General features: G+C 67.0%; 22 protein-coding genes. 19 read left to right on the top strand and 3 right to left on the bottom strand.

The genetic code is table 11. The features are described 5' to 3' along the window. Positions 1-34: 34 nt before the first annotated feature. From ASD66_RS18770 to ASD66_RS18850, 17 genes are all read left to right on the top strand, one after another. On the top strand, positions 35-871 hold the full coding sequence (locus tag ASD66_RS18770) for a hypothetical protein (protein ID WP_056682439.1): 837 nt from the start codon (positions 35-37) through the stop codon (positions 869-871). Between the two features lie 90 nt (positions 872-961). Further along, the gene (locus tag ASD66_RS18775; protein ID WP_056891860.1) at positions 962-1777 is read left to right on the top strand and encodes a hypothetical protein; all 816 of its coding nucleotides are present in this window, start codon (positions 962-964) and stop codon (positions 1775-1777) included. A gap of 259 nt (positions 1778-2036) precedes the next feature. Further along, complete coding sequence (gene rplJ / locus ASD66_RS18780) at positions 2037-2702, top strand: 50S ribosomal protein L10 (RefSeq protein ID WP_056682433.1); 666 nt, start codon at positions 2037-2039, stop codon at positions 2700-2702. Positions 2703-2783: 81 nt separating this feature from the next. Further along, positions 2784-3173 (top strand): 50S ribosomal protein L7/L12, encoded by a 390-nt coding sequence (rplL, locus tag ASD66_RS18785; RefSeq protein WP_056682430.1) that lies wholly within the window; start codon positions 2784-2786, stop codon positions 3171-3173. Between the two features lie 285 nt (positions 3174-3458). After that, positions 3459-4415: an ABC transporter ATP-binding protein gene (locus ASD66_RS18790; RefSeq protein WP_056682427.1), complete on the top strand. Its 957-nt coding sequence runs from the start codon at positions 3459-3461 to the stop codon at positions 4413-4415. 16 nt (positions 4416-4431) lie between these two features. Further along, on the top strand, positions 4432-5217 hold the full coding sequence (locus ASD66_RS18795) for an MlaE family ABC transporter permease (protein WP_056682424.1): 786 nt from the start codon (positions 4432-4434) through the stop codon (positions 5215-5217). Between the two features lie 4 nt (positions 5218-5221). Continuing rightward, the gene (locus ASD66_RS18800) at positions 5222-6049 is read left to right on the top strand and encodes an MlaE family ABC transporter permease (RefSeq protein ID WP_056682421.1); all 828 of its coding nucleotides are present in this window, start codon (positions 5222-5224) and stop codon (positions 6047-6049) included. Next, the gene (locus ASD66_RS18805; RefSeq protein WP_056682418.1) at positions 6046-7320 is read left to right on the top strand and encodes an MCE family protein; all 1275 of its coding nucleotides are present in this window, start codon (positions 6046-6048) and stop codon (positions 7318-7320) included. Before ASD66_RS18800 ends, ASD66_RS18805 begins: the two co-directional genes overlap by 4 nt. Beyond that, on the top strand, positions 7317-8360 hold the full coding sequence (locus ASD66_RS18810; RefSeq protein ID WP_056682416.1) for an MCE family protein: 1044 nt from the start codon (positions 7317-7319) through the stop codon (positions 8358-8360). Before ASD66_RS18805 ends, ASD66_RS18810 begins: the two co-directional genes overlap by 4 nt. Beyond that, on the top strand, positions 8357-9322 hold the full coding sequence (locus ASD66_RS18815; protein WP_056684974.1) for an MCE family protein: 966 nt from the start codon (positions 8357-8359) through the stop codon (positions 9320-9322). Before ASD66_RS18810 ends, ASD66_RS18815 begins: the two co-directional genes overlap by 4 nt. A 1-nt stretch (position 9323) precedes the next feature. Continuing rightward, positions 9324-10436, top strand: a complete 1113-nt coding sequence (locus ASD66_RS18820) for an MCE family protein (protein ID WP_056682413.1) — start codon at positions 9324-9326, stop codon at positions 10434-10436. Positions 10437-10444: 8 nt separating this feature from the next. Continuing rightward, on the top strand, positions 10445-11806 hold the full coding sequence (locus ASD66_RS18825) for an MCE family protein (protein ID WP_200950128.1): 1362 nt from the start codon (positions 10445-10447) through the stop codon (positions 11804-11806). Further along, complete coding sequence (locus tag ASD66_RS18830) at positions 11803-13086, top strand: MCE family protein (RefSeq protein WP_056682408.1); 1284 nt, start codon at positions 11803-11805, stop codon at positions 13084-13086. The genes ASD66_RS18825 and ASD66_RS18830 overlap by 4 nt, the downstream gene beginning before the upstream one ends. Next, the gene (locus ASD66_RS18835; protein ID WP_056682404.1) at positions 13083-13646 is read left to right on the top strand and encodes a hypothetical protein; all 564 of its coding nucleotides are present in this window, start codon (positions 13083-13085) and stop codon (positions 13644-13646) included. The genes ASD66_RS18830 and ASD66_RS18835 overlap by 4 nt, the downstream gene beginning before the upstream one ends. Next, a complete protein-coding gene (locus tag ASD66_RS18840; RefSeq protein ID WP_056891862.1) occupies positions 13643-14554 on the top strand; it encodes a J domain-containing protein in 912 nt (303 codons plus the stop codon). The genes ASD66_RS18835 and ASD66_RS18840 overlap by 4 nt, the downstream gene beginning before the upstream one ends. A 222-nt stretch (positions 14555-14776) precedes the next feature. Continuing rightward, positions 14777-18325: a DNA-directed RNA polymerase subunit beta gene (gene rpoB, locus ASD66_RS18845; protein WP_056682402.1), complete on the top strand. Its 3549-nt coding sequence runs from the start codon at positions 14777-14779 to the stop codon at positions 18323-18325. Positions 18326-18473: 148 nt separating this feature from the next. Continuing rightward, positions 18474-22298: a DNA-directed RNA polymerase subunit beta' gene (locus tag ASD66_RS18850; protein ID WP_056682399.1), complete on the top strand. Its 3825-nt coding sequence runs from the start codon at positions 18474-18476 to the stop codon at positions 22296-22298. A gap of 72 nt (positions 22299-22370) precedes the next feature. Here ASD66_RS18850 and ASD66_RS18855 read toward each other — a convergent pair whose 3' ends face one another. Next, a complete protein-coding gene (locus ASD66_RS18855) occupies positions 22371-22868 on the bottom strand; it encodes a hypothetical protein (RefSeq protein WP_056891863.1) in 498 nt (165 codons plus the stop codon). Between the two features lie 67 nt (positions 22869-22935). On the opposite strand from ASD66_RS18855, the gene ASD66_RS18860 reads away from it, so the two are divergent. After that, positions 22936-23727: a lysophospholipid acyltransferase family protein gene (locus ASD66_RS18860; protein WP_056891864.1), complete on the top strand. Its 792-nt coding sequence runs from the start codon at positions 22936-22938 to the stop codon at positions 23725-23727. 63 nt (positions 23728-23790) lie between these two features. Here ASD66_RS18860 and ASD66_RS18865 read toward each other — a convergent pair whose 3' ends face one another. Beyond that, complete coding sequence (locus ASD66_RS18865; RefSeq protein WP_162254294.1) at positions 23791-24768, bottom strand: acyltransferase family protein; 978 nt, start codon at positions 24766-24768, stop codon at positions 23791-23793. Next, entirely contained in the window at positions 24722-25795 is a 1074-nt protein-coding gene (locus ASD66_RS18870) for an acyltransferase family protein (RefSeq protein ID WP_056891866.1), read from the bottom strand. Before ASD66_RS18870 ends, ASD66_RS18865 begins: the two co-directional genes overlap by 47 nt. Positions 25796-25862: 67 nt before the next feature. Between ASD66_RS18870 and ASD66_RS18875 the strand changes: the two genes are divergently transcribed. Then, positions 25863-26741: an NUDIX domain-containing protein gene (locus ASD66_RS18875; RefSeq protein ID WP_056891867.1), complete on the top strand. Its 879-nt coding sequence runs from the start codon at positions 25863-25865 to the stop codon at positions 26739-26741. Positions 26742-26746: the final 5 nt, after the last annotated feature.

Raw genomic sequence — 26746 nt, forward strand, 5'->3', positions numbered from 1 at the left:
GCGGGCGAACCCACCACGACGAGGAGACTCATCCATGTCCATCAAGTTGCCCCGCACCGCGATCGCCGCGGTCCTGGCCTCCACCCTCCTGCTCGCCGGCTGCTCCGACGACGGCGACAAGGACGACAAGGACTCCAAGCAGTCCAGCAGCCAGGCTGCCGACCCCAGCGACGACGCCTCCACCGACTCTGACGAAGAGACCGAGTCCACCGGCGGCGAACTGACCGAGCTCGAGGCCGGTGAGTTCTACGAGACCGTGATCGACGCGCAGATCGCGGCCGAGACGTTCAAGGGAACGACCACCACGACGGCGGCCGGCCAGACCATCACGATGAACATGGAAGCCTCCTACAAGGACGGCAAGACCGCGTCGCACGTGACCACGGAGCCGGGCGCGGCCCAGGCTTTCGAGGCCGTGCTCGTCGACGGCGTCATGTACCTCAAGGGCGACGGCCTGCCGGGCGCGACCGCCGGCAAGTGGCAGAAGATCGACTCCTCGGACCCGAACAACCCGTTCGGCCAGCTCCTCGAGTTCTCGGACCCGAAGAAGTCCCTCTCGATCATGGAGGACCCGAAGAAGTTCGAGCTGGTCGGTGAGGAGGACGTCGACGGTGTCGCCGCCAACCACTACGTGGTGACGATCGACTCGGCGTCGTACGTCGAGAAGCTCGGCCTCCCCGCGGAGATCAAGGACCTCATGCCGCCGGAGCTCACCTACGACATGTGGGTGGACGCCGAGAACCGGCCGGTCAAGATGACGCAGGAGATCACCATCCAGGGCCAGAAGACCTCGACGGAGATCCTGTACTCCGACTACGGCACGGCCGTCGACATCCAGGAGCCCGCCGCGTCGGAAGTCGCCACGAGCTGATTCGTTCGCCGGGCCTCGGCCGGCCGCGACTTGGGGCTACGTCTCTCCCTCCCGTCACCGACGTGGAGGGGGAGACGTAGCCTTTGCGCCATGTCTCGCCAGCTCTCCCGCTCCCTGTCCGCCCAGGCGGCGCTCGCCGCCATCCTGGTCGTCGGGGTGATGCTGCTGCTGATCGTGAGCGGTCACAACCGCGACGAGGCCGACAAGGAGAAGGCCGAGGACTCCGGGTCCAGCTCGGTGGCCGACGAGCCGCAGGAGCTCGCGGGAGGCTTCGTCACCGTCCCCGCGGAGGAGTTCTTCACGACGGTGATCGCCGCCCAGAAGGCCGCTGACAGCTGGCGGGTGGTCTCGGTCCAGGAGGTCGACGGCCAGGCCGCGGCCCCGTCGATCCAGGACATCGCGGGCGCGTCGTCCGAACCTGCGATCCGGATCAGCCTCCCGGGCGCGCAGGGCCGCCTGATCGGCGTGTACGTCGACGGCACGTTCTACGTCAAGGGGATCCGCGGCTCGGTCAAGCCGTGGTGGCAGGCGCCGGCCAGTCCCGAGCTCGAGGACCTGCTGCTCTTCGCGGACCCCGACCGGTTCCTCGGCAGCCTGAGTGAGCCCAAGTCCTTCGAGGTGGTCGGGGTGGAGAACACCGACGCCGGGCCGGCCGTGCACTACAAGGTCGGCATCGAGGCCGCCGCCCTCGACGACGAGGGGGTGGAGAACGGCACCCAGCCGGTGCAGATGGAGATGTGGCTCGACAAGGAGAACCGCCCGGTCCAGGCCGTGACGTCCTACACCGTCGAGGGCAAGACCGCGACCACGACGCTGGTCTACTCCAACTACGGGCAGCAGCTCGAGATCGCCGCCCCGCCCGCGGGTCAGGTGACCACCCAGGCGCCACCCGGCGCCCGGCAGTAGGGCCGCCCCGGACGCGTCGGCGTCAGTCGATTTGGTGGCTGTCGCCCGCGGGCCTAGACTTCACGTTCGTAACCAGAGACCGCCGGTGGTCGGTTGCCCGGGAGATCGGGTGAGTGACCGAAGGTTCCGCGAAGCGGACGGCCAGCGCAGGTACAGAGCACGATCTCCGGATCGACACACGCCCTGGCCCTGCGCCGGGGCGTTCGACATTTCCCGGGAGTGTGCGGTGGTCTCTTCGACGTAGTTCGGAAGGAGACCCATGGCGCGGCCAGACAAGGCAGCAGCCGTTGCGGAGGTCGTTGACTCGTTCAACAACGCCGCTGGTGCTGTGCTGACCGATTACCGCGGTCTCACCGTGGCGCAGCTGCAGGAATTGCGGCGCACCCTCGGCGAGAACGCCAACTACGCCGTGGTCAAGAACACGCTGGCCAAGATCGCCGCCAACGAGGTGGGCATCGAAGGCTTCGACGACCTCCTCGCCGGCCCGACCGCCATCGCCTTCATCAGCGGTGACGTCGTCGAGGCGGCCAAGGGTCTGCGTGACTTTGCCAAGGCGAACCCCGCCCTGATCATCAAGGGTGGCGTGCTCGACGGCGGCTTCCTCGACGCGAAGGAGATCGCCAAGCTGGCCGATCTCGAGTCGCGCGAGGTCCTCATGGGCAAGCTGGCGGGCGCAATGCTCGCTTCGCTCTCCCAGGCCGTCTACCTGCTCAACGCCCCCATCTCGCAGGCTGCCCGGCTCGCCGGCGCCCTCGAGGCCAAGGCGCAGCAGGACCCCTCGATCCTCGCAGGTGGTGCCGGTGCTCCCGCCCCGGCCGAAAGCACTGCGGAGGAAGCCCCGGTTGCCGAGGAAGCTCCTGCTTCCGACGAGGCCACCGAGGCAGCCCCGGTTGCCGAAGAGGCCGCCGAGTCCACTGACGCCTGATTCAAGGCCGACGTACACCACCTGAAACCCGGCCCTCCGCAATGATCCGCGGGCGGGCCAGTACCGAAAGGAAACGCCATCATGGCGAAGCTCAGCACTGACGAGCTGCTCGACGCGTTCAAGGAAATGACCCTCATCGAGCTCTCCGAGTTCGTGAAGCAGTTCGAGGAGACCTTCGGCGTGACCGCCGCTGCTCCGGTCGCCGTTGCCGCTGCCCCGGCCGCCGGTGGCGCCGCTGGTGGCGACGAGGCCGCCGCGCAGGACGAGTTCGACGTGGTCCTCGAGGCCGCTGGTGACAAGAAGATCAACGTCATCAAGGAGGTCCGCGCGCTGACCTCCCTCGGTCTGAAGGAGGCCAAGGACCTCGTCGAGTCGGCTCCCAAGGCCATCCTCGAGAAGGTCGACAAGGCTGCCGCGGACAAGGCGAAGGAAGCCCTCGAAGGCGCCGGCGCCACCGTCACGGTCAAGTGATTCCAGCACGCTCACGCGTGCGATGAATCGTTGCGCCTCGGCGCAGCACGGGCGGGTATCCCCTTTTGGGGGTGCCCGCCCGTTCGTCATTTCGACGCAGTCTTCGACTCACCCCTCGGACGACGCGCGAAAGGTTCGCGCAGCTAGTGACGCGACCGGGGAAACCCCGTAACTTACTCGGAGCGCTCGCGTTGTTACTGAGAAGTCGGCGCGGGCATGGGAGTTCGCGTTCGGTCGGGCCGAGCGCGGAGCCAGTCCAGCTATGCACGAGGGAGAAGAGACGCCATGGGCGTAGACATCAGAGTCGAAGAGCTCACGAAGTCATTCGGCAAGCAGCTGATCTGGGGTGACGTCACCCTGACCATTCCTGCCGGTGAGATCTCCGTGATGCTCGGTCCGTCGGGAACCGGCAAGTCGGTGTTCCTGAAGACCCTGATCGGTCTCCTCAAGCCCGACAAGGGCTCGGTGCTCATCGAGGGCACCGACATCGCCAGCTGCTCCGAGAAGGACCTCTACGAGATCCGCAAGCTGTTCGGTGTCCTCTTCCAAGACGGCGCCATGTTCGGCTCGATGAACCTCTTCGACAACGTGGCGTTCCCGTTGCGCGAACACACGAAGAAGAACGAGACCGAGATCCGCAACATCGTCATGGAGAAGATGGACCTCGTCGGCCTGATCGGCGCCGAGGACAAGCTCCCCGGTGAGATCTCCGGTGGTATGCGCAAGCGTGCCGGCCTGGCCCGGGCCCTGGTGCTCGACCCCGAGATCCTGCTCATCGACGAGCCCGACTCCGGCCTCGACCCGGTGCGCACCTCGTTCATCAACCAGCTCTTCATCGACCTGAACGCGCAGATCGACGCGACGTTCCTGATCGTGACCCACGACATCAACAGCACCCGCACCGTGCCCGACAACATCGGCCTGCTCTACCACAAGCACCTGGCCATGTTCGGCCCGCGCGAGATGCTGCTCAGCTCCGAGGAGCCGGTGGTCCGCCAGTTCCTGAACGCCCAGACCGTCGGCCCGATCGGCATGTCCGAGGAGAAGGACGCCGACGAGCTGGCCGCGGAGGAGGGCATCGAGATGCCGCCGCTGCCCCCGATCCCGCTCCAGCTCGAGCCGTCCAACGGCATCCCGCGCCGCAGCCAGCGCCCCGGTGGCGAATGGTGCCGCGAGAACGGCATCATCCCGCCGCCCGGATCCTTCGAGTCCGCCAACGCCGGCCTGGCCCCGGGCTCCTGACCGGACACGCGCACACATGTCGTCACTGACCTCATCCCGGGCACTCGCCCCGATCGGCACCGCAGGCAAGCTCTTCGCCTTCGGTCTCGACGTCGGGCGCGGGTTGTTCCGGCGACCCTTCCAGCTGCGGGAGTTCCTCCAGCAGGCCTGGTTCATCGCATCAGTGACGATCGTGCCGACCGCCCTGGTGGCGATCCCGTTCGGTGCGGTCATCGCCCTCCAGGTCGGTGGCCTGATCAAGCAGTTCGGCGCCCAGTCGTTCACCGGTTCGGCCGCGGTCCTCGCCGTCGTACGCGAGGCGGGGCCGATCGCGACGTCGTTGTTGATCGCCGGGGCCGGCGGGTCGGCCATCGCGGCCGACCTGGGCGCCCGCAAGATCCGCGAGGAGCTCGACGCCATGATGGTGCTCGGGATCGACCCGATCCAGCGCCTCGTGGTGCCCCGCGTGCTGGCCTGCATGCTGGTCGCGGTGTTCCTCAACGGCCTGGTCTCGGTGGTCGGCGTGATCGGGGGCTACGTCTTCAACGTGGTCCTCCAGGACGGCACACCGGGGGCCTATTTAGCGAGCTTCACCGCGCTCGCACAACTGCCCGACCTGTGGCAGGGCATGGCCAAGGCACTCGTCTTCGGCCTGATCGCCGCGATCGTGGCCTGCTACAAGGGCATGAACGCCGGGGGAGGCCCCAAGGGGGTCGGTGACGCGGTCAACGAGTCCGTGGTCATCACGTTCATGCTTCTCTTCGTCGTCAACTTCGTGATGAGTGCGATCTACATGCAACTCGTCCCACCAAAGACAGGCTGACGCGATGGCAGACCTGAAGGCCGCCTACCGCCGCCCCCTGCAGATGCTCGACGAAATGGGCCAGCAGCTGGGGTTCTACCTGCGCGCCCTGGCCTGGACTCCGCGCACGGTGCGCCGCTACAAGAAGGAGATCCTGCGGATCCTGGCCGAGGTCACCCTCGGATCGGGAGCCCTGGCGGTCATCGGCGGCACCGTCGGCGTCATCCTCGCGATGTGCTTCTTCACCGGCACCGAGGTCGGGCTCCAGGGCTATGCCGCCCTGAACCAGATCGGCACCGCCGCGTTCTCCGGTTTCCTCTCGGCCTACTTCAACACCCGTGAGATCGCGCCGCTGGTCGCCGGTATCGCCCTCGCCGCCACCGTCGGCTGCGGCTTCACCGCACAGCTCGGCGCCATGCGCATCTCGGAGGAGATCGACGCCCTCGAGGTCATGGCGATCCCGTCCCTGCCGTTCCTGGTCACGACGCGCATCATCGGCGGCCTGATCGCGGTCATCCCGCTCTACGTCGTCGGGCTGCTGTCGTCGTACTTCGCCACCCGGCTCACGCTGACCACGTTCTTCGGGCAGAGCCCGGGCACCTACGACCACTACTTCAACCAGTTCCTCCCGCCGGGCGACGTGCTCTGGTCCTTCGGCAAGGTGATGGTCTTCGCCATCGTCGTCATCCTGATCCACTGCTACCACGGCTACAACGCGAGCGGCGGCCCCGCGGGCGTGGGCGTCTCCGTGGGCCGCGCGGTGCGCACCTCCATCGTGGCGATCAACGTGATCGACCTGTTCCTCTCGATGGCCATCTGGGGCACCACGACGACGGTGAGGTTGGCAGGATGAACAGGATCCTGGGACACACCAAGATCGTCGGCCTGCTCTTCCTGGCCCTGATCGCCAGTGGGCTGTGGCTGACGATGGCGATCTTCTCCAAGCAGTTCACCGACTACGACCGGGTCTCGCTCGAGTCGAGCAACGTCGGCCTGCAGCTTCCGGCACGTGCCGACGTCAAGATCCGCGGCGTCCAGGTCGGCGAGGTGCTCGACATGAAGGCGACCTCCGACGGGGCCGTCCTCACCCTGGGCCTCTACCCCGACCAGGTCGACACCATCCCGGCCAACGTGACCGCGCGCATCGAGCCGAAGACCCTCTTCGGCGAGAAGTACGTCGCACTCCAGGTCCCAGGATCTCCGGACGCGCAACACATCCGCGCCGGTGCCACGATCACCCAGACCAAGGTCGCCGCGCAGGTCGAGCAGACCCTCAACGACCTCTACCCGCTGCTGCGTGCCGTCGAGCCGGCCGACCTCAACAAGACCCTGACCGCGCTGGCCACTGCCCTCGAGGGTCGTGGCGACCGCATCGGCGAGAACCTCGAGATCCTCGACAGCTACCTCAAGCGGATCAACCCGCAACTGCCGGCGCTCATCGAGGACCTGCGACTGACCGCGCGCACCTCCGACCTGTACGCCGACGTGCTGCCCGAGATCGCGACGACGTTGCGCAACACGGTCAAGACCGGCAACACGCTGCTCTCCCGCGAGGACAAGCTCAAGAAGCTGTTCTCCGACGTCTCGCGCTTCTCCGAGGTGACCGGTGCGTTCCTCGACGCCAACGAGGAGAACCTCATCCGGGTCGGTGAGCTGAGCGCCCAGCAGCTGCGCGTGATCGCCAAGTACGCACCCGAGTTCCCGTGCATGACCGCCGGCATCATCAAGGCAGGGAAGACGCAGGCCGAGGCCTTCCGCGGCTTCGTGCTGCACGTCAACCTCGAGGTGCTGCCGAACAGCCCGCGCGAGTACGGCCCCCAGGACACCCCGGTCAACGGCGCCAAGAACGGTGCCTACTGCGGCACCCTGCCCGACTCGCCCTACAGCCAGAAGAACCCGGTGAAGAGCCTTCCCAACTTCAACGACGGCGTCGAGCAGGACACCGGCAAGGGCACCCGCAGGGTCGCTCCCGGCGGCCTGACCCTGGCGGCCACGCCTGGTGGCGCCACCGAGGCCGACCTGATCCGCGGCATGCTGGCCGGCATGAACGGCTCCGAGCCGTCCGACCTGGGCGCGCTCCTCCTGGGCCCGATGGTCCGCGGGACGGAGGTGTCGCTGCGATGAGCATCCTCGACAAGCGCACCGCATCGGCCACCTGGAAGCTCGTGGTCTTCATGGTCGTCACCGCGATCGCCACCGGCATGCTGGCCGTGCTGATCGGCAACATCACCTTCCAGTCCAGTCGCGAGTACAAAGCAGAGTTCACCAACGTCGCCGGCGTGGTCAAGGGCGACGACGTCCGCGTGGCGGGGGTCAAGGTGGGCACCGTGAAGGGCATCGAGATCAAGGACCGCACCCGCGCCGTGCTCACCTTCAGCGTCGCCGACGAGGCCGACGTCACCAGCACGACGTTCGCCACGATCCGCTACCGCAACCTCGTCGGGCAGCGCTACATCTCCCTGGCCCAGCAGGGTGACGGCGGCACCAAGATGGACGAGGGCGACACCATCCCTGTCTCGCGCACCAAGCCGGCGCTCGACCTCACCGTCCTCTTCAACGGCTTCAAGCCGCTCTTCGAGGCGCTCTCCCCGCAGGACATCAACCAGCTCTCCTACGAGATCATCCAGGTCTTCCAGGGCGAGGGCGGCACGCTCGAGGGGCTGCTGGGACACACCGCATCGGTGACCCAGACCCTGGCCGACCGCGACCAGGTGATCGGTGACCTCATCGACAACCTCAACGAGGTGCTGGTCACCGTCGGTGACCGCGACGAGCAGCTGTCCAGCCTGATCATCAACCTGCGCAACCTGGTCGGCGGACTGGCCAAGGACAAGGACGCGATCCTGGGCTCCCTCGACTCCATCTCGTCGCTGGCGGTCGAGACCGCCGACCTGGTCAAGGGTGTCCGCGGGCCGCTGGTCAGCGACGTGAAGCAGCTGCGCACGGTCGCCGGCAACCTGGCCAAGAACCGCGCCGAGCTCGACCGCGCCCTCCAGGTGCTGCCGATCAAGCTCACCAAGATCGGGCGTACGGCGACCTACGGCTCCTGGTTCAACTTCTACCTCTGCAACTTCACCGGAACGGTCAAGATCGGCACCCTGAAGGAGATCCCGGTCTCCTTCCCGGGCAAGGGCAACGAGAACGCGAGGTGTTCGCTGCCATGAGCACTCCGTTCCGCGAGAAGAACCCGGTCATCATCGGGGCGGTCAGCATGGCCGTGATCGCCGCGATGATCCTGCTCGCCTTCCGGGCCGACCAGCTGCCGATCATCGGCGGTGGCGACACCTACTACGCCTCCTTCTCCGAAGCCGGGGGGCTCAAGGCCAACGACGAGGTCCGGGTTGCCGGCGTCCGCGTCGGCAAGGTCGACAAGCTCGAGCTCGACGGCGACCACGTCAAGGTCTCCTTCCGCATCAAGGGCGACGTCGACTTCGGACCCGAGTCCCAGGCTTCCATCAAGGTCAAGACGTTGCTGGGTGCGATGTACCTCGAGATCGAACCGGCCGGCTCGGGCCAGATGGACGAGGGCGACACGATCCCGATCGACCGCACGCACTCGCCGTACGACGTGATCGACGCGTTCGAGGGCCTTGCCGATCGGTCCGACGCCATCGACGTCGACCAGCTGAAGGCCTCACTGGGCACGCTCGCCGAGCTCACCCGCAACACCCCCGACGAGTTCAAGTCCGCCCTCACCGGGGTCTCGGCGCTCTCGGAGAACCTCGCCGCGCGCGACCAGCAGATCAACACCCTGCTGAAGAACCTGCGCAAGGTCTCCGGCGTCCTCGGCTCCCGCGACGACGACATCATCCAGCTGATGAAGGACGCCCGGGTGCTGTTCACGGCGCTGGTGTCGCGCCGCGACGCGATCCACAACCTGCTCGTGGCCACGTCGACGATGTCTCAGGAGCTGACCGCGTTGGTCGACCAGTCCAAGGCCGACCTGAAGCCGGCCCTGACCAACCTCGACACCGTGGTGAAGGTGCTCCTGAAGAACCAGGACAACCTCGACGAGAGCCTGCGGACGATGGCTCCGTTCTACCGCTACTTCGCCAGCACCCTCGGCAACGGACCGTGGTTCGACACGACGATCACGAACCTGCCGCCGCTCCCGGGAGGCAACTGAGATGAAGCGCTTCATCGTTCCCGGAATCATCTTCGTCCTGCTCGCGGCGGCTGCATTCGTGATGTTCAACGAAGACGACCGCAAGCACCTGACCGCCGAGTTCCCCCGCACCGTGTCGGTCTACGAGGGCTCCGACGTACGCGTGCTGGGCATCCCGGTCGGTCAGGTCGACTCGGTGACTCCCAACGGCACGACGGTCAAGGTGGAGATCTCCTACGACCCCGAGGTCGACATCCCCGCCGACGCGAAGGCGGTGATCGTCTCGCCCAGCGTGGTCGGCGACCGCTTCGTGCAGCTGACGCCGGTCTACAAGGAGGGCCCGAAGCTGAAGGACGGCGCGGTCCTCGACGTGGAGTCGACCTCGACCCCGCTCGAGCTCGACGAGATCTACAAGAGCATCGACGACCTGACCGTGGCGTTGGGTCCCGACGGCGCGAACAGCGACGGCGCGCTGACCGAGCTGCTGAGCACCACGGCGGCCAACTTCAAGGGCCAGGGAGCCCAGGTCAACAAGACGATCAAGGACCTCGGCAAGCTCACCGGCACGCTCGACAACAACAAGGACGAGCTGTTCGGCAGCGCCGAGGAGCTCGAGAAGTTCGTCAACACACTGGCCAAGAACGACAAGGTCGTGCGCCGTTTCAACGCGTCGATGTCCTCGGTCTCCGACCTGCTGGCGGGGGAGCGTGACGAGCTGTCCACCTCGCTGGCCAACCTGGCGACCGCCCTGGGCAAGGTGCAGACCTTCGTCAAGGACAACAAGACCCTGCTCAGCCGCAACATCAAGGGCCTCAACAAGGTGTCGACGACGCTGGTCAAGCGCCGGGGGGAGCTCGACGAGATCCTCAAGACGGCACCGGTGGCGCTGAACAACCTCGGACTGACCTACAACCCCGGCTCGGGAACCCTCGACACGTCGGCCAACCTGGAGAACGCCGCCCACGAGGTGCAGAACAACCCGGGCCTCTTCCTCTGCTCGATCGTCGGCCAGAGCGACTCCAGCGGAACGCTCTGCAAGCTGATCGACGCACTGCTCCCCAAGCGTGCCGGCACGTACGGCGCCGCAGCGGTCGACGACCCGACCTTCGCCGCACTCCTGGAGGTGGCCCGATGATGCGACGCATGATCGCGCTCCTGTGCGTGCTGGCGATGGCCGCCCTGACCAGTTGCGGCTTCTCGGTGCAGAAGCTGCCGCTGCCCGGTGGCGCCGACGTCGGGGACGACCCGATCGAGGTCACCGTCACGTTCCCCGACGCCCTCGACCTGGTGCCCCAGTCGACTGTGAAGGTCGCCGACGTGACCGTCGGCAAGGTCACCGACATCTCCCTGGACGACAACCGTGCAGTGGTCACCATGCTGTTGCGCAAGGACGTCAACCTGCCGGCCAACGCCGAGGCCGAGATCCGGCAGACCAGCCTCCTGGGCGAGAAGTTCGTCTCGCTCGCGGCCCCCGCAGACCCGGCGGCCGAGGAGCTCGGCGACGGCGACAAGATCTCCGAGTCCAGCACCAACCGGAACCCCGAGGTCGAAGAGGTCCTCGGCGCGTTGAGCCTCGTGCTCAACGGCGGCGGCGTGGCGCAGCTGAAGACCATCTCCACCGAGCTGAACAAGGCGCTGTCCGGCCGCGAGGACAGTGCCCGGTCGGTGTTGACCTCACTGAGCACGTTCATGAAGCAGCTCGACGACAACAAGGCCGACGTGGTCAAGGCCATCGAGTCCCTGAACCGCCTCTCGATCACGGCCAACAACCAGAAGGCGTCGATCACCACGGCGCTCGACGAGCTGCCGGCTGCCCTCGTGTCGATCGACAAGCAGCGCTCAGACCTGGTCAAGATGCTCAAGTCACTCGCCAGGCTCGGCAACGTCGGGACCCGGGTGATCAAGGCGTCCAAGGCCTCCACGATCGACGCCCTCACGCAGCTGAACCCGGTGCTCACCGAGCTCGCCAAGACCGGTGACGACCTGGCCAACTCCTTCAGCGTGCTGTTGACCTATCCGTTCGTCGACGAGTCCGTGGGCCGTGACCCGCAGGTGGCGAAGAACCTGCACATGGGTGACTACGTCAACCTGTCCCTCAAGCTCGACATCCGACTCGACGGGTCCATGGCGCTGCCCGTTCCGACGCTCGTGCCCTCCGAGATCGACCCGACCGTGGTGGTCAACGACCTGCTCAGCTGCCTGACCAGCGGCAGCCTGAGCAGCAAGGCCTGCGTGAAGGTGCTGCGCACGCCGGAGAACCTGCTCAAGCTCCAGCGGCTGTGCAAGAAGCCCGCCAACCAGAACCTCCCGGTCTGCAAGCTCCTCAACGGGCTTCCCGACCTCGGCCTGGGCACCGTCGGTGACGGCCTCGGCCTCGACAACCTCGGCCTGGGTCGCGCCGCGCCGGGCACGCCGTCACTGCGCGGCACCGCCAACCTCGACCAGCTCATGCAGGTCTACAACCCGACGCTCGTGCGCGTCCTGCTCCCGGGGGTGTCCGAATGATCACTCGCCGGACCAAGGTGCAGCTCGTGATCTTCGTGATCATCACGCTGCTGGGCGTCTCCTTCGTGGGGGCCCGCTACGCACGGCTCGACCGGGTCCTCTTCGACCGCAGCTACACCGTGGTCGCGCACTTCGACGACTCCGGTGGCATCTTCGCCGGCGCCGAGGTCTCCTACCGGGGTGTCACGATCGGCCGGGTCGAGAAGATGGTGCTCACCGACGACGGGGTTGACGTGCACCTCGACATCGAGAACAAGTGGGACAAGATCCCCTCCGACACGTTGGCGCTCGTGGGCAACCGCTCGGCCGTCGGCGAGCAGTACGTCGAGCTCCAGCCGAAGGTCGACGAGGGTCCCTACCTCAAGGATGACTCCGAGATCGACCGCAACGACACCAGGCTGCCGATCCCGACCGCCCAGTTGCTCGGCGACCTCTCGGCCACCGTGAACAGCGTCGACCAGGACGATCTCCGCACCGTGGTCAGTGAGCTGGGCACGGCCTTCGACGGCACCGGCGAGGACCTCGGCCAGATCATCGACACCTCGAACTCCTTCATCGAGACCGCCAACGAGAACTTCGACCTCACCACGGCGCTCATCAAGGATGCCAACACGGTGTTGACGGGCCAGTTGTCGAAGGCGTCGGCGATCCGCAACTTCTCGAAGAACCTGCAGCTGTTCAGCACCACGCTGGCCGGCTCCGACAAGGACCTGCGCACCGTCATCGACACCGGCTCGGGCACCGCCAACGAGCTGCGCACCTTCATCGAGGAGAACCAGGTCGACATCGCCTCGCTGCTCAACAACCTGCGCACCACCGGTGAAGTGGTGGTCGCGAACCTCGACGGGGTCGAGCACGTCCTGTCGATCTACCCCTACATCGTCGAGAGCGGCTTCACGGTCGTCGACAAGGACCCCGAGACCGGCCGCTACGACGCCCACTTCGGCCTGATCCTGACCCCGCACCAGATCTGCCACAACGGCTACGAGGGTGCCGACAAGCACAGCCCGTTCGACCGTGAGAAGAACCGCCCGCTCAACACCTCCCTCGGGTGCCGCGAGTCGGCCGACAAGTCCAACGCCCGTGGCGCGCAGAACCTGCACCGGGCGCCGGCGAGCTACGACGCACCCGTCGTGGGGACCTACGACTCGGAGACCGGCAACGTCGAATGGCTGGACAAGCCGGCCACGTTGACCGCCGACGGTAGCCTTGCCCCTCGTGGCAAGGGAAAGGAGTCGTGGACGTGGTTGATGCTCAGCGCGCTCCAGAACGCGGAGTGAAGCCGAGGTCCCCCCGTCTGCGGTTGGTCGTTGCCGGCCTGCTCGCGCTGGCGCTGGTGGCTTCCCTGGTCTGGCTGGCGGTGGGACTCCGCGACCGCGAGAGTGACCAGCCGTCCGCCCAGGACGACCGGGACAAGGTGATGCTGAAGGCCCGCGAGTACATGCTCGCGGCGTTCAACTTCGATGCCGGTGACCTCGACGCGGACAAGAAGCTGACCGCCTACCGCGACCGGGTCACGCCGTTGATCACCACGCGCTTCAAGACCGACTTCGACAAGGCGACCACGGCCGTCGAGCCGGCGGTGGCCCAGGGCCAGTCCGCCAGCAAGGCCACTGTCGATCGCACGGCCGTCGAGTCGCTCAGCGACGACACGGCCACGGTCATCGTCGGCGGCGAGCTCACCATCCGCCTCGGCGGAGGCAAGCAGCCCGACGCGGTGCCCTATGCGTGGTCGATAAGCCTGAAGAACGTCGACGGCACCTGGCTGGTCGACGACTTCGAGGAGTTCGGGTCCGAGCAGGCTCCCGGCCAGGACTCCGGTCAGGGGGCGCCGCAGTGAGCGCCAGCTGGTACGACGTACTCGGCGTCGGGCGTGACGCCACCACCGACGAGATCCGCGCCGCCTGGAAGGAGTCGATCGGCTCCCTCGAGCCGACCGACCGCCGCTTCAAGGTCTACAACGAGGCCGCCGGGGTGCTGCTCGACGACGAGCAGCGCGCGGCGTACGACGAGACGCTGGCACCCGAGGAACCGGAGGAGCCCGCGGAGCCGGAAGGACTCGACGAGTCGGAAGCCGTCACCGCCGTACCGGCCGCCCAGGACGAGACCACCGAGGACGAGACCGCCGAGGACGACCGCGACGACCGGTCGGAGGCGGACGAGCCGGAGGCCACCCGCGAGGCGAGCGGTTCGCGCCTCGATGTGAACGTGCCCAACTGGCTGCTGGTGGTGCTTCTGGTCGCCACCCTGGCTGCCGCCGCGGGAGCCGCCGTGCTGCAGCGAGGCAACGACGACCCCGACGTCGAGAGCAACGTGGCCGCCGCCCGCACCGCCGCCGAGGCGGCCGTGCCGAAGGTGCTCACCTACGACTACCGCTACCCCGACCGTGACCACGACGCGGCGATGCGCCTGTTGACCGGCGACTTCCGTGACGAGTACGACACGCTCTGGAACGACGCGATCCTGCCGAACCTCGAGAAGACCAAGGCCACAGCGGTCTCGGAGTCGCTCGGCTCGGGGGTGGTCCGGGCCTCCGGCAACGGCGAGCGGGTCGAGATCGTGGTCGTGCTGTCGAGCAGGACGACCAACCGCAACGTCTCGACCGAGCTGCCGCCGCTGCCGCTGACCGTGCAGATGGTGGAGAAGAACGGCGAGTGGCTGGTCGCCGACCTCGACCTCTGGGAGCCGCAGAAGGTCACCGACGAATCGGACTCGAAGACGCCCGGAAGCACCACGCCGACCCCCTGAAACACGCGTGGTGCTTGACCTGAGCCGGTTGCCGGTTCATGATCTTGCGGAGCAGGTGTCTGCGGGTCCGAAGTTCTACAGACCACGGTGTTGTGTCGCGCGCCCATTTCGGCTAGGCTTCTTCTTTGCGCCTGCCCTCAAATGCTTCCTGCCTGCCCGGTGGCCTGGTTTGTGGTGGGTCGGCGCCACTCCACCAGAGCGAACCTGTAGAAGGACACACTCTTGGCCGCGCGCAGCAACGCAGCAAGCAACAACCACCGTCGCATTTCCTTCGCAAAGATCAGCGAACCCCTCGAGGTCCCGCAACTGCTGGCTCTCCAGACCGACAGCTTCGACTGGCTGGTCGGCAACGAGAAGTGGCAGCAGGTCGTCCAGGCCCGCATCGCCGCCGGCGAGGACGTCTCCAAGAAGTCCGGTCTGACCGAGATCTTCGAGGAGATCTCGCCGATCGAGGACTTCTCCGAGACGATGTCGCTGTCGTTCGAGAACCCCGAGTTCGTCGACCCGAAGTACACCGTCGACGAGTGCAAGGAGAAGGACTTCACCTACTCCGCACCCCTCTACGTCTCCGCCGAGTTCACCAACAACGACACCGGTGAGATCAAGGGCCAGACGGTCTTCATGGGCGAGTTCCCGCTGATGACCGACAAGGGCACCTTCGTCATCAACGGCACCGAGCGCGTGGTCGTCTCGCAGCTGGTTCGTTCGCCCGGTGTCTACTTCGAGCGCGCCGCCGACAAGACGTCCGACAAGGACATCTTCACCTCGAAGGTGATCCCGTCGCGTGGTGCCTGGCTCGAGTTCGAGGTCGACAAGCGCGACCTGGTCGGCGTACGCCTCGACCGCAAGCGCAAGCAGAACGTCACCGTCCTGCTCAAGGCCCTGGTGGCCGTCGCCGAGGACACCGGCGAGGAGTACGACTACGACGCCGTGATGGCCGAGCTCCGCCAGTACGAATCCATCGTGCTGACCGAGGAGAAGGACAACACGCAGGGTCCCGACGACGCGCTGCTCGACATCTACCGCAAGCTGCGCCCGGGCGAACCGCCCACGCGTGAGGCTGCGCTGACGCTGCTGCGCAACTACTACTTCAACCCCAAGCGCTACGACCTGGCCAAGGTCGGTCGCTACAAGATCAACAAGAAGCTGGCGCAGACCGAGGCGTTCGACCAGCAGACGCTGACGATCTCCGACATCGTCGCCACGATCCGCTACATCGTCCGCCTGCACAACGGCGACGACAAGCTGACCAACCGCGACGGCGAGGTCCTCCTCGACGCCGACGGCAAGGACATGGAAGTCCGCGCCGACGACATCGACCACTTCGGCAACCGTCGCATGCGCACGGTCGGCGAGCTGATCCAGAACCAGCTCCGCACGGGCCTGGCCCGCATGGAGCGTGTGGTCCGCGAGCGGATGACGACCCAGGACGTCGAGGCCATCACGCCGCAGTCCCTGATCAACATCCGTCCCGTGGTGGCTGCGCTGAAGGAGTTCTTCGGCACCTCGCAGCTCTCGCAGTTCATGGACCAGACCAACCCGATCGCCGGTCTGACCCACAAGCGCCGTCTGTCCGCGCTCGGCCCGGGTGGTCTCTCCCGTGACCGTGCCGGCATGGAGGTCCGCGACGTCCACACCTCGCACTACGGCCGCATGTGCCCGATCGAGACCCCGGAAGGCCCGAACATCGGCCTGATCGGGTCGCTGGCCTCCTACGGCCGGATCAACCCGTTCGGGTTCGTCGAGACGCCGTACCGCAAGGTCGAGAACGGTGTCGTCACCGACAAGGTCGACTACCTGACCGCCGACGACGAGGACAAGTACGTCATCGCGCAGGCCAACGCCCCGCTCGACGGCAAGAACAAGTTCGTCGAGGAGCGCGTGCTGGTCCGCCAGCGCCACGGTGAGGTCTCCGAGATCCTCGCCGCCGAGGTGGACTACATGGACGTCTCGCCGCGCCAGATGGTGTCGGTCGCGACGGCCCTGATCCCGTTCCTCGAGCACGACGACGCCAACCGCGCGCTCATGGGCGCCAACATGCAGCGCCAGGCCGTGCCGCTGATCAGGAGCGACTCGCCGATCGTCGGAACCGGCATGGAGCTCCGTGCCGCCGTCGACGCCGGCGACGTCGTCACCGCCGACAAGGGTGGTGTGGTCAAGGACGTGTCGGCCGACCTGATCGAGGTCATGAACGACGACGGCACCTACTCGTCGTACCGCCTCGCGAAGTTCCGCCGCTCCAACCAGGGCACCTGCATCAACCAGCGCCCGCTGGTTGCCGAGGGTGACCGGGTCGAGGGTCGCGACCCGCTGACCGGCCGCGCCGGTTCGCCGATCGCCGACGGTCCGTGCACCGACGACGCCGAGATGGCGCTCGGCACGAACCTCCTCGTGGCGTTCATGCCGTGGCAGGGCCACAACTACGAGGACGCCATCATCCTGAGCCAGCGCCTGGTCCAGGAAGACGTCCTCACCTCGATCCACATCGAGGAGCACGAGGTCGACGCCCGCGACACCAAGCTGGGTCCGGAGGAGATCACCCGGGACATCCCGAACGTCTCCGACGAGATGCTGGCCGACCTCGACGAGCGCGGCATCATCCGCATCGGCGCCGAGGTCACCAACGGTGACATCCTCGTCGGCAAGGTCACGCCCAAGGGCGAGACCGAGCTGACGCCGGAGGAGCGCCTGCTGCGCGCCATCTTCGGTGAGAAGGCGCGCGAGGTGCGCGACACCTCGATGAAGGTCCCGCACGGTGAGTCCGGAACCGTCATCGGCGTGCGCGTCTTCGACCGCGAGGACGGCGACGAGCTCCCGCCCGGCGTCAACCAGCTGGTTCGGGTGTACGTCGCCCAGAAGCGCAAGATCTCCGTGGGTGACAAGCTCGCCGGCCGTCACGGCAACAAGGGCGTCATCGCGAAGATCCTGCCGATCGAGGACATGCCGTTCATGGAGGACGGCACCCCGGTCGACGTCGTGCTCAACCCGCTGGGTGTCCCGCGACGGATGAACATCGGCCAGATCCTCGAGCTGCACCTCGGTTGGCTCGCCAAGCAGGGTTGGGACCTCAACCTGCACGAGGACCCGGCTGACTCCGACTGGAAGCAGCGCCTGATCAACATCCACGCCGAGAAGGGCGAGCCGAACACCAAGGTCGCGACCCCGGTCTTCGACGGTGCGCGCGAGGACGAGATCACCGGCCTGCTCGGTTCGACCCTGCCCACCCGTGACGGTGTGCGGATGATCGGCGAGAACGGCAAGGCGGACCTGTTCGACGGTCGCTCCGGCGAGCCGTTCCCGGACCCGGTCTCGGTCGGCTACATGTACATCCTCAAGCTGCACCACCTCGTGGACGACAAGATCCACGCGCGCAGCACCGGCCCCTACTCGATGATCACGCAGCAGCCGCTGGGCGGTAAGGCCCAGTTCGGTGGCCAGCGCTTCGGTGAGATGGAGGTCTGGGCAATGGAGGCGTACGGCGCCGCCTACGCCCTGCAGGAGCTGCTGACGATCAAGTCCGACGACGTGCCCGGTCGCGTCAAGGTCTACGAGGCCATCGTGAAGGGCGAGAACATCCCCGACTCCGGCATTCCCGAGTCGTTCAAGGTTCTCGTCAAGGAGATGCAGTCGCTCTGCCTCAACGTCGAGGTGCTGTCCCAGGACGGCTCGTCGATCGAGTTGCGCGACGCGGAGGAAGACGTCTTCCGTGCCGCCGAAGAGCTCGGCATCGACCTGTCCCGTCGCGAGCCCAGCTCCGTCGAAGAAGTCTGATGATCTCGATACGCGCCTCGTCCCTCGGCGCTACTCGATCACCGAGTTTTCGGTTGTCGAGTAGCCCGAGCCGCTAGGCGAGGGCGTATCGAGACACAGTCCCCATCCTTCATTCAAGAACTTCGGAAGAACGAGGAAAGCAGCCAAAGTGCTCGACGTTAACTTCTTCGACCAGCTTCAGATCGGCCTGGCCACCGCGGACGAGATCCGCGGGTGGAGCCACGGTGAGGTCAAGAAGCCGGAAACCATCAACTACCGCACCCTCAAGCCCGAGCGCGACGGACTCTTCTGCGAGAAGATCTTCGGCCCGACCCGGGACTGGGAGTGCTACTGCGGCAAGTACAAGCGGGTCCGCTTCAAGGGCATCATCTGCGAGCGGTGTGGCGTCGAGGTCACCCGTTCCAAGGTGCGTCGTGAGCGCATGGGCCACATCGAACTCGCCGCTCCGGTCACCCACATCTGGTACTTCAAGGGCGTTCCGTCGCGCTTGGGCTACCTGCTCGACCTGGCCCCGAAGGACCTCGAGAAGGTCATCTACTTCGCGGCCTACATGATCACCGCCGTCGACGAGGACGCGCGTCACAACGACCTGTCCTCGCTCGAGGGCAAGGTCGACCTCGAGCGCAAGCGCCTCGAGGGTCGTCGCGACACCTCGATCAACGACCGCTCCAAGAAGCTCGAGGAAGACCTCGCCACCCTCGAGGCCGAGGGTGCCAAGGCCGACGCGCGCCGCAAGGTCCGCGACGGTGCCGAGCGTGAGATGAAGCAGCTGCGCGACCGTGCGCAGCGCGAGATCGACCGCCTCGACGAGGTCTGGAACACGTTCAAGACCCTGAAGGTCCAGGACCTCATGGGCGACGAGCTGCTCTACCGCGAGATGAAGACCTGGTTCGGCAAGTACTTCGAGGGCCACATGGGCGCCACGGCGATCCAGAAGCGCCTCCAGGACTTCGACATCGCCCAGGAGGTCGAGAACCTTCGCGAGACCATTGCCACCGGCAAGGGCCAGCGCAAGGTCCGCGCCCTCAAGCGCCTCAAGGTCGTCGACGCGTTCCGCAAGACCGGCAACCAGCCGATCGGCATGGTCCTCGACGCCGTTCCGGTCATCCCGCCGGACCTGCGCCCGATGGTCCAGCTCGACGGTGGCCGTTTCGCCACCTCCGACCTGAACGACCTCTACCGCCGGGTGATCAACCGGAACAACCGGCTCAAGCGCCTGCTCGACCTCGGTGCCCCGGAGATCATCGTCAACAACGAGAAGCGGATGCTCCAGGAGGCCGTCGACTCGCTGTTCGACAACGGCCGTCGTGGTCGTCCGGTGACCGGTCCGGGCAACCGCCCGCTCAAGTCGCTCTCCGACATGCTCAAGGGCAAGCAGGGTCGCTTCCGTCAGAACCTCCTCGGCAAGCGCGTGGACTACTCGGGCCGTTCGGTCATCGTGTCGGGTCCGCAGCTGAAGCTGCACCAGTGCGGTCTGCCCAAGCAGATGGCGCTGGAGCTCTTCAAGCCGTTCGTGATGAAGCGCCTCGTCGACCTGTCGCACGCGCAGAACATCAAGTCCGCCAAGCGCATGGTCGAGCGTTCGCGCCCGGTCGTGTGGGACGTCCTCGAAGAGGTCATCACCGAGCACCCGGTGCTGCTCAACCGTGCACCCACGCTGCACCGCCTCGGCATCCAGGCCTTCGAGCCCCAGCTGATCGAGGGCAAGGCCATCCAGATCCACCCGCTCGTCTGCTCGGCCTTCAACGCCGACTTCGACGGTGACCAGATGGCGGTGCACCTGCCGCTGTCCGCCGAGGCCCAGGCCGAGGCGCGGATCCTGATGCTCTCGACCAACAACATCCTCAAGCCGTCGGACGGCCGTCCGGTGACCATGCCCACCCAGGACATGATCATCGGCCTGTTCTTCCTGACGACCGACCGTGACGGCCAGCCGGGCGAGGGTCGTGCCTTCTCCTCGCAGGCCGAGGCGATCATGGCCTTCGACCGCCTCGAGATCACGCTGCAGAGCAAGATCACGCTGCGGCTCGACGGCGTGTCCGTCGAGACCACGCTGGGTCGCTCGATCTTCAACGACGCGCTGCCGGCCGACTACGCCTTCGTGAACTACGAGGTGGGCAAGAAGCAGCTCGGCGTGATCGTCAACGACCTGGCCGAGCGCTACACCAAGGTCGAGGTGGCCGCGTCGCTCGACGCCCTCAAGGACACCGGTTTCCACTGGGCGACCCGCTCCGGTGTGACCGTCTCCATCGACGACGTCACCACGCCTGCCGACAAGGCCTCCATCCTGGAGGGCTACGAGACGCAGGCCGCCAAGGTGCAGACGCAGTTCGAGCGTGGTCTGGTCACCGACGACGAGCGTCGCCAGGAGCTCATCGAGATCTGGACCCAGGCCTCGAACGAAGTCGCCAAGGCGATGGAGAAGAACTTCGACCGGTCCAACCCGATCTACATGATGGTCGACTCGGGTGCCTCGGGAAACATGATGCAGATCCGTCAGGTCGCCGCCATGCGTGGCCTGGTGGCCAACCCGAAGGGTGACATCATCCCGCGGCCGATCAAGGCCAACTTCCGTGAGGGCCTCTCGGTCCTGGAGTACTTCATCTCCACCCACGGTGCCCGCAAGGGTCTGGCCGACACCGCGCTCCGCACCGCCGACTCGGGCTACCTGACCCGTCGTCTGGTGGACGTCTCGCAGGACGTCATCATCCGTGAGGACGACTGCGGCACCGAGCGCGGCCTGCCCAAGGTGATCGGCGAGAAGCTGTCCGACGGCACGGTCATCAAGCACGAGAACGCCGAGACCGCGGCGTACGCCCGCACCTCGGCCGGCGAGGTCACCCACCCGGAGTCCGGCGAGGTTCTCGCCGCCGCCGGTGAAGACCTCGGCGACGTCAAGATCGCGGAGCTGGTCGCGGCCGGCATCGTGGAGGTCAAGGTCCGCTCCGTGCTGACCTGTGACGCCCGCACCGGCACCTGCGCCAAGTGCTACGGCCGCTCGCTGGCCACCGGCAAGCTGGTCGACATCGGTGAGGCGGTCGGCATCATCGCCGCCCAGTCCATCGGTGAGCCCGGCACGCAGCTGACCATGCGTACCTTCCACACCGGTGGTGTGGCGTCGGCCGACGACATCACGCAGGGTCTGCCCCGCGTCGTGGAGCTCTTCGAGGCCCGGACCCCCAAGGGTCTGGCCCCGATCTCCGAGGTCGCCGGTCGTGTGGTCATCGAAGACGGTGACAAGGCCCGCAAGATCGTGGTCACGCCCGACGACGGTTCCGAGGTCATCGAGTACCCCGTCAGCCGCCGTTCGCGCCTGCTGGTCAGCGACGGCGACCACGTCGAGGTCGGCGACAAGTTCACCCAGGGAACGGAGGACCCCAAGGAGGTCCTGCGCATCCTCGGTGTCCGCCGTGCCCAGCAGCACCTGGTCGACGAGGTGCAGAACGTGTACCGCAGCCAGGGCGTGTCGATCCACGACAAGCACATCGAGATCATCGTGCGGCAGATGCTGCGCCGGGTCACGGTGCTCGAGTCCGGTGAGACCAACCTGCTGCCGTCCGACCTGGTCGACCGGGTCCGCTTCGAGGAGGAGAACCGCCGCGTTCTCTCCGAGGGTGGCAAGCCGGCTTCGGGTCGTCCCGAGCTGATGGGCATCACCAAGGCCTCGCTGGCCACGGAGTCGTGGCTCTCGGCGGCCTCCTTCCAGGAGACCACCCGAGTGCTCACCGACGCCGCGATCAACGGCCGCAGCGACTCGCTGCGTGGTCTCAAGGAGAACGTGATCATCGGAAAGCTGATCCCGGCGGGTACCGGCCTCGAGCGGTACCGCAACATCCGGGTGGAGCCCACCGAGGAGGCCCGCGCCGCGGCGTACTCGGTCTCCGGTTACGACAACTACGACTACGAGTTCGGTGGCACCGGCGGCCAGGCCGTCGCACTGGACGACTTCGACTTCGGTTCCTACCAGAACTGATCCGACGTAGTCAGCATCGAGGGCCCCAGCCGATCCGGCTGGGGCCCTCGTGGCATTTTCTCCGTGGACCGGTCAGTGGACGAGCTGGCCGTACATCGCCTCACGCAGGGGGACGCGCGCGCCCCGTGACTCCAGCTGCGCGGCGACCTTGGCGATCTGGGAGTCGTTGGGTAGTACGTGCCACACCATGAGGCCCAGTGTCGCCACGCAGCCGAGGACGAACGGGACCATCCCGTTGCCGCTGTCGATGAACGTCATCGCCAACCCGGCGATCAGCGGCAGCTCCGCCAGGGCGTGACGCACGAAGGTCAGCGTCCGGAACCGGACGACGCCGTCAGCGGCCGCCTGCGACGCGCTGGCCCCGTCGGGGCTCGGTGCCGCGCGGTAGCCGAAGAACTGGATGGCGAGGACGCTGAATGCGATCACGCCGGCCATCACGAACTGGGTGGAGTCGCTGACGGCGGCGAAACGGTCGTCGGGCGTCACGAACCAGATCGCGATCAGCAGGAAGATCGGGAACAGCATCATCGGCAGGATGATCACGCGGAGCGCGGCAATCGGAGTCGTCATGCGCAGAGTGTTCCCCACGGCAGGGATCTGAACCGCCACACGCGTCACGTGTTGCAGGCTTCCCGTCATGAGCGACCGCATCCACGCAGCGGTCAACCTGCTGGGGCGTGGCGCGCTCCGGGCACTCGACGTACACGTGGAGTCACGGGGTGCCGCTCACCTGCCGACGTCGGGTCCGGTGCTGCTGGCCTGCACGCACGTGTCCTACCCGGACTTCGTGTTCGTGCAGAAGGCGGCCGTGGAGCGACGGCCCTACGTCCGGTTCATGTGCCGTCACGACGTGTGGAACGTGCCGTGGGCGGGGTGGTTCATGGAGAAGATGCAGCACGTCCCGGTGGACCGCACGGCGCCGGCCGGTGCGTACCTGCGGGCGCGGACACTGCTGCGCGCCGGTGAGGCGGTGTGCGCGTTTCCCGAGGCCGGCATCTCCTACTCCTACACGGTGCGACCCCTCATGCGCGGCGTCGCGTCACTCGCCCGGGAGACCGGTGCCGCGGTGGTCCCGGTGGCGCTGTGGGGGTCGCAGCGGATCTACTCGGTGGGCCGCCCCGTCGACGGCCGCGAGCCGCCTCCCGACTGGACGCGGGGACGGCGGGTCGACGTCTCGTTCGGCGAGCCCCTGACCGTGGCACCGGGGGAGGAGATCACCGAGTGGACCCGCGGGCTGGGTGCCACGCTCACGTCGTTGCTCGAGGAGCTGCAACGGCTGCCGCACCACCGGCCGCGGCCGGGGGAGTACGCGCCCTGGTACCCCGCGCACCTGGGCGGTCATGCCCCCGACCGGGCCGAGGCGGCCCGGCTCGACGAGGTGCCGCGCAGCGCCGTGCGCCCCACCTGGGGCCCGATCGACCTGTCGTGAGTTCTGATCGACCCGTCGTTTGTTCTCGAAACTGGCGACAGGTCGATCGGAACTGGCGACGGGTCAGCGGGAACGGGCGCGCTGGATCGAGCCGATGGGATCGACGAACCAGGTGAGCCGGCGGGCCACCGGCGGCGCGGCCAGCACCAGGGCGATCAGCACGGCGACGCCGATGGTGAACCAGATCGTCCAGGAGCCGTGGTCGTCTGCCCACTCGGTGTAGTCGGCGTACTCGAGCCGGCGTACGACGAAGCCGTGGAAGAGGTAGACCACGAGCGTCGCGGCCCCCATGGCGGTGAACCAGCTGCGCCCGCGCGGCACCAGCGACATCACCGCGAAGGTGCCGATCACACCCAGCACGAGGATGCGGAAGCGGATCCACATCGCGTCGCCGGTGCTGATCCCGAAGCTGTCGTAGGGGTGGGAGTACCACAGCCAGCGCGAGGGCCAGGTGCCGTGCGAGACCAGCCACTCGGACGAGTGGCCGGCCAGCTGGTAGAGGCCCACGACCACGGCCAGGCCCAGGATCGGCGTGAACCGCCCCCGCACGCGCTGCAGGTCCTTCGAGCGGAGGTGCAGGCCGAGCACGAAGAACGGGAGGAACCCGATCGTGCGCTGCAGGTCGAGGTACGTCGTCCACTCGGCGTCCTGGGTGCCGATCGCCAGGCTGGCCACCACGCTCAACGGGATGGCCGACCAGTGCTTGACCAGGATCGGGGTGGCCATCCGCCACAGGAACGTGGCCGAGAGGTACCACATCGGCCAGTGCGGATCGAGCCACATCGTGGTCTCGGTGGTGTCGTGGTCGCCGTAGTGGTGCCGGAAGGTGAGCATCGCCCACTCGAAGATCAGATAGGGCACCACGATCGTGCAGAAGAGCGCCCACAGCTTGGGCCGGGTCCAGGCGAAGCTCCTGGAGAGGTAGCCGGTGACCAGGACGAACGCCGGGATGTGCCAGAAGTAGATGAAGTCGTAGAGCTGTGGGGTGCGCTCCTCATGGAGAACCAGCACCAACGCGTGGCCGATCACGACGACTGTCACCAGTGTCATCTTCACGTTGTCGAGCCAGGGATCGCGAGCCACCGACATACCGTAGACGACGCACTGAACCCACCGGATCGACGATCCACGTGAGCACACGGGCCACTGGTGGCGCGGCGAGGAACAGCGAGAGCGCGATGGCCGAGCCGATCACCGACGTCAGTGACAGCCACTGGTTGTCGAGGTAGGGCTCGACCCAGCCGCGGTAGTCGGCGTACCGGACGACGAAGCCGTGGAAGAGGTAGACCACCAGGGTCGATGAGCCCATCGTGCTGATCACGGAGGCCCGGCGTGGGATCAGGGCCAGGACGCTGGCCAGGCCGAGGAGACCGATCGCCATCACCTTGGCGCGGATCACCATCGCGTCGCCGTCGCTGAAGCCGAGCGCCTCGTAGCCCTGGTCGTAGTAGAGGAACGCCGACCTCGCCCACTCGTCGGTGTGTGCGCTGAACCGGAAGATCCAGACCAGGGCGGCGAGGGCGAAGGGCTTGACCCACCACGCGGTGAGCAGCTTGAGGTGCTCACGCCTGAGGTGCAGGCCGAGCACGAAGAACGGCAGCAGGCCCAGGATGCGGGGCAGGCAGAAGATCAGCTCGTCGGACAGCCCGCCCAGCAGCGACACACCGACCGCGAGGGGGCAGGCGACCCAGTGCCTCTTGAGCAACGGCGTGGCGAGACGCCAGAAGAAGAGCACGCAGAGGTACCACATCGCCCAGTGTGGCTCGAGCCACATCGGCCCGTCCTCGGGCTGGTCGATCTCGCGGCGGAAGTAGAGCAGTGCCGGTTCGAACATCAGGTAGGGCAGCGCGATCGTGGTGAACAACGACGAGAAGTGCCGTCGGTCCCATTCGAAGTCCTTCGAGAGATGGCCGCTCAGCAGCACGAACGCGGGGATGTGCCAGTAGTAGATGAAGTCGTAGACCTGCAGGTCGAGAGCCGTGGCTCCGAGGAGGCCCAGCGAGTGCCCGATCACCACGAGGGTAACCAGGGTGAACTTGACGTTGTCGAGCCAGGGGTCGCGGGCCATTCGATTCACCGTAGCGAAACGAGCCGCTCGCGCAAGTCGAGGTGTCACACGACTACAGTCGGGCCACATGGGTCGACTTCCGAAACGTCAGCGTGTCGCGGCGTACGCCGTGATCCTCAGGGACGACCGCATCCTCCTCTCCCGCCTCGCCCCGCGCATCTCGAAGGCGCCGCTGTGGACGCTCCCCGGTGGTGGGCTCGATCACGGTGAGGACCCCCGCGAGGCGGTCGTCCGCGAGATCCACGAGGAGGCCGGGCTCGACGCCACGGTCTCGGAGGAGGCCCGGGTCTACTCGCTGCACAACCCGAAGGCCACCCACGGCGAACGCCCGGCCGACTACCACGCGCTGCGCATCGTCTTCGAGGGCTGGGTGCCCACCGACGCACCCGAGCCGCACGTCGTCGAGGTCAACGGGTCGACCGTCGAGGCGGCCTGGGTGCCGCTGGCCGACGTACGCCGCGGGTTTGTCTCGGTGACCTCCCTCGTGCACGAGGCGCTCGCCGAGCACCGGCCGTTCCAGCTGCAGCGGGTCGCGGCGTACGCCGTGATCCGGCGCGCCGACACCGTGTTGCTGACCCGCCTCTCGGAGAGGGCCTTCCACACCGGCCACTGGACCCTCCCCGGAGGCGGCATCGACCACGGAGAGCGCCCGGCCGACGCCCTGGTCCGCGAGGTGCGGGAGGAGTGCGGCGTCGACTGCACGCCCGGCACGGTCCTCGACGTGCACGACGTCCAGTTCGGCGGGACCGCTCCGAGCGGCCGCCACGAGGACTTCCACGGCATCCACCTCATCTTCGACGCGACCGTCGCCGCCGACGCAGAACCCCGGGTGGTCGAGGTCGACGGCACCACCGACCGGGTGGCCTGGGTGCCGGTCGCCGACGTCGAGTCCGGTGCCGTCCCGGTGCTCGACGTCGTGCGCCACGCCTTGTCGCTCGACCGTTAGGTTGG

The organism is Nocardioides sp. Root151, assembly GCF_001427925.1.
In the GTDB taxonomy this organism is placed as follows: Bacteria; Actinomycetota; Actinomycetes; order Propionibacteriales; family Nocardioidaceae; genus Nocardioides.